Raw genomic sequence first — 13,179 nt, forward strand, 5'->3', positions numbered from 1 at the left:
GCTACAGTGAGCCATTGCGAGGGAATCGAGACTGGTTCGTGACATCGAGTCTCGGCGTGTAGTCACGGGGAAATCGACCGAAGGCAGGTAATGACCGAAGTTCTCGGTGTGTCGGTGGGGGCCAGTGCGGTACGCATGGCTCGCCCCGACGTGCGCCCTCAGAATTCGGGTCGCATGGGTTTCCATCACGACACCGTCGACGCCTACTGGGATCGAGCAGAGGAGCTGGCCGCCGAATCGATCGGGGTGGTGCTCTCGCAGCCGGGCGAAGGAGGCCCCGTCCAGGCGACCGGTGTGGCCTATCGCGATCAGCAGCAGTTCGGCGAGATCCAGCAGGCGATGGCCAGTCAACGGCTCTACAACTACCGACTGGTTCCCGAGGCTCGCGCAGCGTTGCAATACCTCGAGTCCTCGGGCGAGCTCGGGCATTTCGGCACCATCGGAATCTATGATCTCGGCAGCTCCGGGTTGACGATCAGCGTCATCGACCGCGGCACCGGGCAGGTTCTGCTCGCCGAGCGCACCATCGACATCAGCGGTGACGACTTCGACCGACTCATCTCGGACAATCAGCTCGCCAAGCAGGGTGTGGACATCGCAGGCGATCAGGAGCTGAGCGAGTTCACCGCGCGGTGCCGCGTGGCCAAGGAACAGCTCTCGACCAGTGGCGCTGTGTGCCTGCCGGGTGACGGCGGAGTCATCCTGATCTCACGTGAGGCGTTCGAGTCGCTGGTGACCGTTCCGATCGAGTATTCGGCGCGGTTGGTCCGCGACGTCATCAGCCGCTCACCCAAGCACGTGGACGCCCTTGTTCTCATCGGCGGCGGGGCGCGCATCCCATTGGTGGAGTCGATCCTGGATGCGTGGATCGACCTCCCGGTCATCACCCCGGCCGAGCCGGAATCGGTGGCTGCCCGCGGTGCGGCACTGCTGGCGACTCCGGTGGTCGACGCACCGCGTCGAGCTGCCCCGGTGCCGAGTGCCCGGGAGTCCGAGGCAGCACCCGCTTCGTTGGCCGGGGCTCCGGATTGGTTGAGTCCCGAACCCGGGGGCGACCGGCCCGCCGACTCCAAGCGCAAGGTCCGAGGTGCGGTCCTCGTCGCCGGTGGTCTGGTGGCCATCGCTGCGCTCGGCCTGTCACTGGGCTACGGCGGCAGTGCGACGGAACCGACCAGCGCGCCCGCGGAGACATCCGTTCCGATCACCGCGGTACCCACCACGCCGAGGACGACCGTGCCGCCCACCAGCGCGCCGCCGTCGACAACAACGGTGCCCCCGACGACCGAGGCTGCGCAGGCCCCGGCCCGTACCTACTCCGAGCCCGAGTACGTGCCGCCACCGGCTCCTCCGCCTGCTCCGGCACCGCTGATTCCCGGCCTTCCGCAGATTCAGCTGCCACAGATCGAGTTGCCGCCGCCGCCGGTTTTCGAGTTGCCGCGCTTCTGAATCGCGCGCACGGCCCTGCGGTTCAGGGCTGTGCGGTTCAGGGCTGTGCGGTTCACGGCAGCTGGATCTCGGCGAGAACGGCCAGATGGTCACTGTCCGGAATCGCCAGCGGCCGAACCGACCGGGCACGAACGTCGTCGCTCGTCACGAGGTGATCGAGGCGCGCGAGCGGCCGCTCCGACGGGAACGTGCGGAACAGGCCCGCGCCGGCCGCTTCTGCCGCGTCGGAGAACGGGGAGGACGCCAACTCGCGGAACTGACGGTGGTCCTCGGTGGCGTTGAAATCGCCGGCGACGAGCACGGTGCCCTGATAGGTCTCCATGATCGACCGCATCCTGGCCAGATCGGCATCCCATTCGGCGGTGTGGCGCGGCGTGGCGGGCGACATCGCGTGGAACGAGACGAGAGTCAGATCATGTCCTTCGAATGTGGTCTGCGCCTGGACCGGCACGAACCCGAAGTTGTCGAGGCGGGTGCCCTCGGTCAGGGGGGTACGGCTCCACAGCCCGGTGCCGTCGGCCACCGGAAGCGCCGCGGTGAAGGAGTACGGGAGCAGGTCGCCGATGCCCGCAGCCTGCAGGTCGGTCACTTCCTCCGGGGTCAACTCCTGTACTGCGAGGACGTCCACGTCGTTGTCCCGTACCGCGGCAACGATGGAGGTGGCATCTGCCTCACCGTGAGCGGCGTTGATGGTGAGTACCGACATGTCGGGTCCGGAGTTGTCCGGCCCGTCCGCCAGAAACATCGGAACCTGAACGCCGACGACTGCGATGGTGAGCACGAGTGCTACTGCTGCCCCGATACGTGAACGGGCCGCCGCGAACAGGAGCACGGCAGCAAGCGAAAGTACCCCGAGATAGGGGGCAGCGACGACCAGAGCAACAAAAGTAATTTCTGTCACTCCTACTTGCCGAACGGTGAACATCCCGGTCGCAACGACCACGAGCATCCAGCCGATCACCAGCGCTGCGCTGCGGAAAAAACGGCGCATCGTTTTCGTACCTCCTGTTGTGTGCGCGAGTTGGGCAAAGATGTGTCGGGTGTTGTCTACACTCGGCATGTGCCCAGCTCAGAGCCCTTGTGTAAGTGCCGCCATGAACAGGCTGCGCACCGGCATTATCGGCGTGGAACCAACTGTTCGTTGTGTGACTGCCCCCGTTATCGGGGTCCGATACCGCTGCTGTCGAGGTGGTTGTTCAGGAGGTAGTTCGCCTGTGTAAAAACAATCTTACAGCTCGATTCGGTGCGAAGAACAAACCGATTCGTTAGCATTGAGGTAGTAGATACAGGCAATACGGACAAACATGGCTCGGGGGCCGTCCGACAATCGATCCGGCAAGAGAGGTTTCATGTCGAACGATGTAGTGCTGGACAGGCTCGGAACCAGCTCGAGGGTTCTCGAACTCGACCCCATCGACTACCGGCCGCACCCGATTCACAATCACGATCGCATCTGGACCGAAACCAACTGCTACGTCGATCTGTGGATCGAACTGCTGCATTCCCTGGGTGCAGACCCCACTCCAGCGCTCGCCTTCGTTTTGAGTGCAGGATGTGACGGTCGTCAATGGGACTTCGTCAAGATCATGCCCGAGGATCTCCGCACTCTCTACGGCATCGGTGTTGCCGAGATGAACGTATGGCGACCCGTGCTCGAGCACGTCCTGGAAGGCATGGAGGACGGTGTTCACGTCACGGTCGAGGTCGACGGGTTCTGGCTGCCCGACACCGCAGGTACCAGCTATCGAAACCAGCACACCAAGACCACCATCGTGCCGAACCTCGTCGACCGCGAGGACAGGGTGCTGGGCTACTTCCACAACCGCGGCTACTTCGAGCTCACCGGAGCCGACTTCGACGGGGTGTTCAACCTCGCTCCCGAACCGCACGCCGAGGTGTTGCTGCCCTACATCGAGCAGATCCGAGTGGACGCCGCGGTACTCGACGCCGGATTCGGTGACCGAGACCTCGATGTCGCTCGCGCCCACCTGGCCCGTCGGGCACCGGGAAATCCGGTGGACGTATTGGCCCGAAGGATCGTCGCCGACATTCCTCTCGTGCAGGCCGCTGGGCCCGACGCCTTCCACCTGTGGTCGTTCGGTCTGCTTCGTCAGTTCGGGGCCACTGCGGAACTTGCTGCCAACTACGTCGAGTACCTCGAAGGCCGCGGTGTGACGGGTGCGGCCGAGGCCGCTGGGCGGTTCCGCGAGTCCGCCTCGGGAGCCAAGGCCGTGCAATTCAGAATGGCGCGCGCGGCTCGGGGCCGGGATGTGGTGCTCGACGAGCCGCTGATCGAGATGAGCAAGAACTGGATGGCGGCGATGGATCTCGTTGCGGGTGCCTTGGACGCGTGATCGATCTTCTTGCCGGCGTTCGGTGGCAGCTGGCCCGGACCGACGCCGGTTCCATCGTCGACCCCGGTGATCTACCGGCCGATCTCGACTGGATCGACGCCGTCGTGCCGGGCACCGTGGCGAGCGCACTCGACGATGCGCTCCCCGAGGTGAACCCGGACGATCACGACTGGTGGTTCGTCGCCGAGGTCTCCACGGCCGGCCATCTCGGTGCATGCGTTCGGTTCGATGGCATCGCCACCCGTGCCCAGATATGGATCGACGGTGTGCACCGAAGAACGGTGACGTCGATGTTCGTTCCCGAGACGATCGATCTGACGGGCTGCGGGCCCACCGTGCGCATCGCCGTACATATCGAATCGATTGCCGCGCGGCTGAAATCTCGACGCCCGAGGGGTCGGTGGCGGTCGTCGTTGATCGCTTCTCAGGGGCTTCGGCACGAGCGCACCACCATGCTGGGGCGAGCTCCCGTGTACGGCCCGCTGCCGGTGCCGGTCGGACTGTGGCGGCCGGTGACGATGACGGCGACACCCGAGATTCGACGCCGGGAACTATCGACGGTGATGAACGGAACCGACGGCATCGTGGTACTGCGCGCCGAGCTCGAGTCCCCGGGCGTAGCTCGAATCCTGATCTCCGACACCATGTCCGAAATTCACACGGTCGACCTCGGTTCCGTCGAACGCATCGACTCGGTTCTGACACTGCCGGACGTGGAACTCTGGTGGCCGCACACGCACGGCCTGCCGCGAACGTACCGGGTCGACCTCGAGCTCGACGGCACGGTCCATCCCATGGGGGTTGTCGGATTCCGCACGGTGGAGCTGGACCGCACCGCAGGCGGTGCGCAACTGGTGGTCAACGGTCGAGAGGTCTTCTGCCGCGGTGGAACCTGGACCCCGCTGGACCCCGTGCGGTTGTGGTCGCCGGAGGCGGACCTGCGGAACGCACTCGAGCAGCTCCGGTCGGCAGGACTGAACATGGTGCGGGTGGTGGGCACCCTGGTCTACGAGCAGCCCGAATTCTGGTCACTGTGCGCAGAACTGGGCATCATGGTGTGGCAGGATCTCATGTTCGGCACCATCGACCCACCCACCGACGAGGACTTCACGGCATCGGTCACCCGTGAGCTCGACGCGCTCGCCGACACCGTTGCCGCCAACCCCTCCCTGATGGTCCTCAGTGGCGGAAGCGAGACACAGCAGCAACCGACGATGCTCGGGCTCACCGCCGACGGACAGCATATGTCGTTGCTGGAGAACCTCGTTCCCGAATTTCTCGCCGATCGTCTGCCGACCGTGGCATTTGTGACATCGAGCCCGTCCAGTGTCGAGGGCGAACTGCACACCCATGTGGGTGACGGCATCGCCCACTACTTCGGCGTCGGCGGCTATCTCCGGCCGCTCTCCGATATCCGCACTGCCGGTGTACGTTTCGCGGCCGAGTGCCTTGCCTTCGCCGTGCCCCCGGAGCGAGCTTCGGTGGAGAGCTTCTTCGGATCCGCGGCGGTCGCCGGCCACCACCCTGACTGGAAAGCTGCCGTTCCCCGCGATCGCGGATCGTCCTGGGACTTCGAAGATGTGCGAGATCACTACGTGCGCACGATCTTCGGCGTCGACCCACACTCCATCCGCCGAGACGACGTGGAGCTGTACCTCGACTACGGCAGGGCCGCAACGGTCGAAGCGTTCACCGAAGCATTCGGCCATTGGCGTCGAGCATCCTCGGGGTGCGGCGGAGCCCTCGTACTGAGTCTGCGCGACACGGTGCCCGGTGCCGGCTGGGGCATCATCGACACCGCTGGAGTGCCCAAGGCGCCCTTCTACGCCCTGGCGAGGGCAAGCTCCCCCGTGGCACTGCTGCTGTCCGACAACGGCCTCGACGGATACGCAGTGGAACTGGTCAACGACGGACCGCCGCTCTCGGGCACGCTCCGGGTGGTGTTGCACGCTGCTCGGGGAAGTCAGGAGTTCGAGCAGGCAGTGAGCATCGAGGCGAACGCATCGCTCGAGTTGACGGTGGACTCGGTGGTCGGCACGTTCACCGACGCGAACCATGCTTATCGCTTCGGTCGACGGACCTACTCCGCCATCACCGTGCTGTTCCTCGACGGCAGTGGCATCGAGGTGACGCGAACCACCGCTCTCGTCGGTACGCAGAGTCGTCAGAACACCGTAGGTCTGACTGCCGAGGTCGTGGAGACAGACTCGGCTACATGGGAATTGACGTTATGTTCGGAGTGGGCAGCGCAGTACGTCTGTGTCGATATCGACGGGTTCGAGGCATCGGACTCGTGGTTCCACCTGGCGCCGAACGAACCTCGTACGGTGACTCTGGCCGGTAACGGTGCGAGTGCGCCGCGCGGGCATGTGCGCGCGCTCAACTCCGTGGAGCGGGCCTCGGTAGCACCGAAGTCGTGAACGGAACTTCGTAGTGGGCTACGAAGTTCCGTTCACGTGCCGCTAGCGGCTCGTACTGAGTTTGCCTCGCGCATAGCCGATTCCGGCCGCGCCGACACTGGCCACCACGGCCATCGCACCCAACGCCCGCGCCGGATTCCCCCGCGCCGCGGCGCTGGTCTCTCGACCGACTGCGCGGGGCAGGATCTTGGCGGTGTAGGCGCGTTCGGAGGACAGTGCGTCCTCGGCCCCGATCAACCGCGCGATCGCTGCCTTGGAGACACCCTCGGCGTAGCTGCGCGTGATGAGGTAGCGCGGACGAGTGCGGTCTGCACTGACGGTGTGGTCGACGACGATGGAGGGATCGAAGACGATCTGTGCCTCGGGATGCGTCTGACGCAGGCGGATGCACAGTTCGGTCTCCTCGCAACCGAGTGGCACCCTCCCGATTCGACCGATGCCGGAAACGAACCCACCGAGAGCGACGACGGGATCACGGCGGAACGACATGTTCGCGCCCATGAGATTGCGGACCTGAGCGGTTTCCGTGGGCTGCCCGCGGTAGGTGCACCCGACGACCCAATCGAGTTCGCCGGGTTCACCCACTACCTCGGCCGGTAAGAAGGCCGGACGTTTGTCCGGCCATACCGGGTATGCAGAGCCCCCAACGGCGTACACGGCATCGTCCGAGTAATGGGACAGGATGGCTCCCAGCCACCCTGTGCTGCGCGGTGACGCATCGTCGTCGAGGAAGACGACGATGTCACCGGAGGCAAGATCGAGCGAGGTATTGCGCGCACCGGACAGGCCGCGAGGGTGGCTGTTCTCCACCACGGCGACCGTCTCGTGCAGCGGCAGGAACTCCTCGCGTGCTCGTTCTGCCAGCTGGTCATTGTGGTCGATGACGATGATCAGTTCGTCGGCTGGTACGGCCTGATCCAGCACCGCCCGCACGGCGGCCCCGAGTTCGGGCCACCGAGCCAATGTGTAAGCGCAAATGACTACCGACGACGTCGGCAGACTCACGCCGTCCTCTCGCGAAGTTCGATGACCTCGTTGTACGACTCGAGTTCCTCGAATTCGAGATCCATGTCGGTACGAGCGTCGATCGACTCACGGAGCGGGCGAGCGATGGACTTGCGCTTGATCCGGCCGGCCCGCATACGCTCGGTCATCAGAGTGCGGAGCACCCGGAAGCCGTCGGAGAAGGTACGCAGGTTGCTCTGACCGTAGATGCGGGCCAACTCGACGCTGGGCACCTCTTCGATGTGAACGGAGGCCTCGGCGAAGCGGCAGTTGATGATCGTCTCGATCTCGAAACCGTCGCCCCAGAGCATCGTGCCTTCGGCACCCGGCTGATCGACGGCAGGAAGATCGAGGACCGGCACCAGATCGCGCCAGAAGGCGTTGTAGCCGTAGCAGAGATCGGAGAAGCGGGTTCCGAACAAGGTGTTGGCGACGAGGTGAAGTCCGCCGTTGCCTGCGCGACGCAGCGGGGTGATGTCATGGCTGCCGCCACCTTCGCAGAACCGGCTGCCCTTGGCGAAGTCTGCACCGGCGGTCAACGCGTCGACGAACCGCGGGATCTCGGCGGCGTCGGCCGATCCGTCGGCGTCGAACATCACGATGATGTCGCCGGTAGCGGCCTCGAAGCCGCAGGCGAGCGCATTGCCCTTGCCTTTGCGGGTCTGCTTGATGATGCGGATGTCACCGCGAATCTCGCGAGCGGCGTCGATGGTGCCGTCGACCGATCCGCCGTCGACGAGAACGAGCTCGTAGTCGTGGGAGAGCAGTGGGAGGACGTGGCGAAGGTTCGCGGCCTCGTTGAGCGTCGGGATGACGACACTGACGCGGGGATTCTTACGATTCAACATATCCATTCCACATGGGTCGAGTGCGATGGGCAGATGTCTCCGAACTCCGTGAATCGACCCCCGCTGCATCCACAGACAGTGCGCCTACGCTCGTTTTGGAGCCTAAGAACCTGTTTCCTTTGACTGAAAGCAAGCTTAAAAGAAGCTGCTGGTTTGTCAAGCTGCAAATAAACCGGCGCAGAGATTGTTTGGAGATCTATCTCATAGTTTGTTGAACAATCAACGGGATCGGTACTGGTAGACGATGGTGTCGGGGTCGTGGTAGCGAAGAGACCACGCCGGACTGGTGGCGAGCCATTGCCGAAACCGGTTGACGGCATCGTCGGGAACGAACCCGTAGTAGTGCATCGCCTGCAGTGACTGACGGGTCAGCACCATGAAGGTCGGCGTACCGCTGATCGAGGCGTTGTAGTCGATCTCACCGAGCTTCTCGGGCGTCGGAAAGCCCTCCATGTACTCGGGCCCGAGCGCGTAGAGCGGAACGTCCCAGTACTGGTTCGCCTCGGTCAGGCGACCGTAGTCGGAGGTCGAGCGCGCGGGGTAGCCGGAGGAGTAGAGCATCGTGACCGAGGTTCCCGACGGCGACTGCGCTGCTGCCGCCCGGGCATCGTCGATCTGGCTTCGATGCTCGAGCACGATCGGCCACAGCCCGAAATACGCCTGTAGGCCGAGCACAGCCGAGCCGAGCGCTCCGGCCGTGGCCACTGCGACCGACGTCCTGGCGGTGACCCTGGCAGCCCGCGAGGACCGAACCTGGGAAGGCTCACGGTCGAACAAGGTCAGGAACAGCGGCGTGATCAACAGGACGCAGCCCGGAATCGCATAGAGGTAGACGCGGAAGATCGCCTCGCCGCCGTAGCTCTGCCCGGCGAGCAGCATGATCGACCCGAACGCCATCACCATCGGTGCCCAGAACGTCTTCTTCGTGCGCCAGGCGTAGATCGCCGAGACGAATGCCAACGCGAAGACACCGCCGGACAGCGCCCGGCAGACCAGCGAGGTGATCTGCTTGCCGAGCACTCCCTCTTCCTGAACGTTGCTCGCGGCGTTCTGCACCGGGTCGAACCCTTGAAAGAGCCCGTACGGTGCCACGATCGGCAATCGGGGGTACAGGTACCCCAGCAAGATGATGCCGAGTGGGATCATCAGCCACCACGGTTTGGCTCGTCGGGTCACCAGCAATACACCGGTGACCGCCATCAACCAGTACGGAGTCAGCTGATGGGTAGGTACGAGCGCAGCGAACGGAACGATCGACACGTAGGCAGCGGCCCGGGTCAGGGGTGAGGACATCAGGAGCGCCAGGAATCCGACGGCGAGCAGCATCGCCCACGCCTGCGGCGAGTAGTAGTCCTGGCCGACCCAGTTGATGACCTCGGCGAGCATGGCCGCGGTGATCGCTGCACGCTTGGTGAACTTCATCACCCGTGCCAGTCCGTAGATGGACGCTCCCAGCACCACGTGGACCATCGGCGCGAACACGTGTGCCAGGGACAGCGTGTCGTATCCGGTGACGTGCTGGAACCACGCCGAGACCAGGAAGAAGCTGGGCCACTCGCTGTAGATGTCGACGCCACTCGGAGCCAGCTTGTGCAGGTCCAGGATGTACTCGGTGACCGCGACGTGCTTGTACGTCCAGTCGTAGATCGGGGCGGAGGTGACGAGGGTGACCGTGAACCGCTGCACCACGATGGCCAGACCGATCGCCACCACCATGGTGCGCAGCTGATGCCGTCGCAGAGCGATCAGAAATGCCGCGATGATCAGGACCATGCACAGCACGAGACCGGGGCCGGTTCCGGCAGTCAGCAACCCGAACTGCGAGTACGTCGCCCGCTCCAGGCCGGGCAGCATCGGCAACCACAGGAAGAACGCCAGCGCCAGAACGAGCCCGGCAACGTTGTGCCGCAGGGTGCGCCGATCGGTCAGCACGAACCTGATCGACGCCAGAGTGGCCTTTCGAGAGGCCGGCGATACGACCTCGCGGGTGCGTGCGATCCACCCTTCCCGGTCGGGAAGGCCGTGCTTGCGGTACCACAGCACCGAGGACGCGATCAGCGCAAGACACAGCAACAATGTCCACATCCGAGGCGACCAGCGGTATCCCCACATCGCCACCGACACCATCAGTGTCACCACCGAGATGCTCAGAATCGGCAGTGCAGCCGGAACCGCAGTGCGGGGTATGCGAACCCACGACAGAATCGCGGCACCCGGCCCGAAGAAGAGCAGAACAGCGAGCAGCACGACGCGGACGAGCGTCGGAAGCGCGATCATCGACGCGAGACCGGACAAGGCCGCCAGAACGCTGATATCGGAGTAGCGCAACCGACTGCCCGCGCGTCGTCGGGTACCGGCGGCGAAGTCCGTTGTGCCGACAGGCCATCGCGCGGTCCAGTGCGACGGGAAGAACAGGGCGCGCCGCAGATCCGTGATGGATCGGAGGCTGGAATCAGTCGAGAACCGGTTCACGGCTCACCCCCGCCAGTGGAGTCCGCTTGCGACCTTCGCGCCTGCTGCGCCGCATCGCGCCCGGGCCTTTGGCGATGGACAACAATTCCATCCTGCCGATCCCGTCGGGCAGATCGGCGGCGAGATCATCCGGGGGTGAGGCGACCTTGCTCATCTTGGCCGACAAGCGAATTGCGCTCCCGAGGCGGCGGGCGGCCACGCTGGCAGCGAGCATCGCCGATCTGCGGTTGGTAGCGACGGTGTAGAGCCAGGCGCCGAGACCGAGACCGTACCCGCGCGCCTGAATCGCCAAGGCCTCGGAGTCGGCACGGTGGCGATGCCACACGATTGCAGCGGGCTCGTACACCAATCTGTCTCCGGCCATCAGAACCCGGAAGAACATGTCGAGGTCCTCACCACCGTTCGTCGGGGATCCGACACCCAAGGCCTCGTCGAATCCACCCAGATCGAACATTCTCTCGCGATCGACCGCGAAATTGGCTCCGGTTCCGTACATCCCGACCTGAAACGGAAACAGGGGTACATCGGCAGGGGGATTGTTCAGGTCGTACACACGCGGTGTCACCGAACTGGCCCACCCGACGCGACGGTCGAAATACGCCTGCGCCTGAGTTCTGATCTCCCCGCTCGGCACGATGCCGGACACACACGCGACCCCATCCGCGCGCCGGAAGCCACGCGCGATGCTCTGTAGCCATTTCGGATCCACTGCGACGTCGTCGTCGGTGAACGCGACGATGGTGTGCCGCGCCGCGCGCAATCCCGTGTTCCTCGCCCTCGACAGACCGGCCAGCGGCTCCGAGACCACGCGAATGCGCTTGTCCCCCAAGTCTCGGACGTACCGTTGCGTGGCATCGGTAGGCGAAGCGTTGTCGACGACGACCACTTCGAAATCGGGATAGTCCAGCGCGGACACCGATGCGAGAGCGCCTGCGAGATGGTCGACCCGGTCGCGGGTGCAGATCACCACGGAGATCGGTGGCAGCGTCCGCTCGGAAACGGACGGAGCCTGGGGCATCTGCACCTGCGAGAGCGACATCGTTGCCGCGCGGACATCCGCCGTGGCCACTGCACCGTCGACGATGCGCAGTTCGACGAAACCGAGCGGATCCAGTCCACGTCGGATCAACAAACGGGCCCGGTGGTAGCCCTCGGAATCGTCGAGGTCGAGGGACGCCGGAAGGTCCTGGTCGAGGTCGATGTCACCGATCCACACGGCACCGTCCCAATCGGGAGATTCGAGTCTGGGGAGTGCGGGAGGTAACACGGCCCGAGCCGGCCCCCACATCGCCTGAACCCACCCACACCTGAACAACCCCGAAAACGCAATCCAGCCCCGCACCGAGAACACGGTGCGGGGCCGGAAGAGGTAGTGCGAAAGCCGGATTCGAGTGAGTCAGTCCTTGTTCTTCTCCGCAAGGAACAGCTTCTCGATTCGTTCCGCTTCGTCTTTCTTGCTCTCGGCCTCTTCGGAACGCTCTGCAGCTGTGGCCAGTTCGGATTCGGCGGGCGCGGCGGCTCGCTTCTCCTGCTTGTCTACCTGAGCCTGCTGAGTCTTCTTCCGCTCCTCGGCTGCTTTCGCGGTAGCAGCAGCCTGCTCGTCGGCCTTCTTCTTCGTCGCGGCGGCTTCCTGTTCGGCTTCCTCGGCGGCTTCACGCTTGCGCTGCTCAGCCTCTTGGCGTGCATCGCGCGCAGCCTCCTGAGCGGCGGCATCGGCGGCGCGGCGATCCTTCTCGGCGGTCTCGCGCGCTGCTTTCAGCTCGTCGTCGGCCGCGGCCTTCTGTGCACGAGCCTCTGCGTCCAACCGTGCGGCCTCGGCGCGGTTCTCCGTGCTGTCGACGAGTGTCTCGCCGCGATCGGCGAGGCTCTTGTCTCCCAACAAGTTTCCGACGGCACGGTCCAGGGACCCCAGTGTGTGCTCGTACACCAGGCGGGCCGGCGCTTCGGCTTTCATCTTCTCGACAACGTTTGTCTCGATGAGTTGCAACGGAATTCGAGCGATCTTGTACTGAACTCGAAGAATGGTCATTGGTAGGTCCATAACACTCATGTAGCGAAACTCCTGGTTCAGCGGTGGTGGGTCAAGCCTGATTGCGAAGCTCTTCGGCCTTCTTGCGGTCGGCCTCGGCCTGCCGAAGTGCTTCCTGGTGTTTCTGCGCGGCCACCATTTCGTCGGAGTCCGCTGCAGCGTGCTCGACGCGCCGCTCCTCCTCGGCTTCGATCTGTTCGGCCGTCGCGTCGACCTCCGCGGCTGCGCGTTCCTGCGCCACAGTCTCTCGCTTGTTCTGCTCGGCGGCGACCACCTGGGTCTGCCGCACGCGATCCGCATTGGCCTCGGTGACGGAAGCGTTCTCCTCTGCGGCCTCCCGGCGGCTCTCGGCCGAAGTGCGGACCTCGGCCAGTTCCTCGGCGGCTTCGGTGGCCTGCGCTTCGGCGACCCGTTCGGTGGCCTGGGCTTCCTTGCGCTCACGGGCCTGAGCGGCCTGGAGTTGACCCTCGGCTGTCAACGAGTCGTTGCCGGTCACCGCGCCCACGACCTCTTTGGCCTTGCCCTTGATTCCGTCGAGCAATCCCTTGCGTGCTTCGCCAGATACGTTCTCGTCATTCATGTAACTGCAGGTACCCACTGGTCGT

Annotated in this window: 10 protein-coding genes; 3 read left to right on the top strand and 7 right to left on the bottom strand. The window is 64.6% G+C overall.

Annotated elements, in window-relative coordinates; all coding sequences use genetic code 11:
- Positions 1 to 90: 90 nt before the first annotated feature.
- Positions 91 to 1,446, top strand: a complete 1,356-nt coding sequence (locus J1M87_RS22815; RefSeq protein ID WP_206492084.1) for an Hsp70 family protein — start codon at positions 91 to 93, stop codon at positions 1,444 to 1,446.
- A 52-nt stretch (positions 1,447 to 1,498) separates the two neighbouring features.
- On the opposite strand, the gene J1M87_RS22820 is transcribed toward J1M87_RS22815, so the two are convergent.
- On the bottom strand, positions 1,499 to 2,437 hold the full coding sequence (locus J1M87_RS22820) for an endonuclease/exonuclease/phosphatase family protein (RefSeq protein ID WP_206492085.1): 939 nt from the start codon (positions 2,435 to 2,437) through the stop codon (positions 1,499 to 1,501).
- A gap of 358 nt (positions 2,438 to 2,795) precedes the next feature.
- Between J1M87_RS22820 and J1M87_RS22825 the strand changes: the two genes are divergently transcribed.
- Together J1M87_RS22825 and J1M87_RS22830 are read left to right on the top strand one after the other, a co-directional pair.
- Positions 2,796 to 3,800: a DUF1839 family protein gene (locus J1M87_RS22825; protein ID WP_206492086.1), complete on the top strand. Its 1,005-nt coding sequence runs from the start codon at positions 2,796 to 2,798 to the stop codon at positions 3,798 to 3,800.
- Complete coding sequence (locus tag J1M87_RS22830) at positions 3,797 to 6,220, top strand: glycoside hydrolase family 2 protein (RefSeq protein ID WP_206492087.1); 2,424 nt, start codon at positions 3,797 to 3,799, stop codon at positions 6,218 to 6,220. Before J1M87_RS22825 ends, J1M87_RS22830 begins: the two co-directional genes overlap by 4 nt.
- 42 nt (positions 6,221 to 6,262) lie before the next feature.
- Here J1M87_RS22830 and J1M87_RS22835 read toward each other — a convergent pair whose 3' ends face one another.
- The 6 genes from J1M87_RS22835 to J1M87_RS22860 all read right to left on the bottom strand — a co-directional run bounded on the left by J1M87_RS22835 (position 6,263) and on the right by J1M87_RS22860 (position 13,154).
- The gene (locus J1M87_RS22835; RefSeq protein WP_206492088.1) at positions 6,263 to 7,225 is read right to left on the bottom strand and encodes a glycosyltransferase family 2 protein; all 963 of its coding nucleotides are present in this window, start codon (positions 7,223 to 7,225) and stop codon (positions 6,263 to 6,265) included.
- Positions 7,222 to 8,079: a glycosyltransferase family 2 protein gene (locus tag J1M87_RS22840; RefSeq protein WP_206492089.1), complete on the bottom strand. Its 858-nt coding sequence runs from the start codon at positions 8,077 to 8,079 to the stop codon at positions 7,222 to 7,224. The genes J1M87_RS22835 and J1M87_RS22840 overlap by 4 nt, the downstream gene beginning before the upstream one ends.
- Positions 8,080 to 8,292: 213 nt before the next feature.
- Positions 8,293 to 10,545 (bottom strand): hypothetical protein, encoded by a 2,253-nt coding sequence (locus J1M87_RS22845; protein WP_206492090.1) that lies wholly within the window; start codon positions 10,543 to 10,545, stop codon positions 8,293 to 8,295.
- On the bottom strand, positions 10,526 to 11,833 hold the full coding sequence (locus J1M87_RS22850) for a glycosyltransferase family 2 protein (RefSeq protein WP_206492091.1): 1,308 nt from the start codon (positions 11,831 to 11,833) through the stop codon (positions 10,526 to 10,528). Before J1M87_RS22850 ends, J1M87_RS22845 begins: the two co-directional genes overlap by 20 nt.
- A gap of 108 nt (positions 11,834 to 11,941) precedes the next feature.
- Positions 11,942 to 12,574: a hypothetical protein gene (locus J1M87_RS22855; protein ID WP_241257370.1), complete on the bottom strand. Its 633-nt coding sequence runs from the start codon at positions 12,572 to 12,574 to the stop codon at positions 11,942 to 11,944.
- Positions 12,575 to 12,626: 52 nt separating this feature from the next.
- Positions 12,627 to 13,154 (bottom strand): general stress protein CsbD, encoded by a 528-nt coding sequence (locus tag J1M87_RS22860; protein WP_206492093.1) that lies wholly within the window; start codon positions 13,152 to 13,154, stop codon positions 12,627 to 12,629.
- Positions 13,155 to 13,179 lie beyond the last annotated feature (25 nt).

The sequence above is a fragment of the Rhodococcus sp. KRD162 genome, from assembly GCF_017168335.1.
Classification (GTDB): domain Bacteria; phylum Actinomycetota; class Actinomycetes; order Mycobacteriales; family Mycobacteriaceae; genus Rhodococcoides.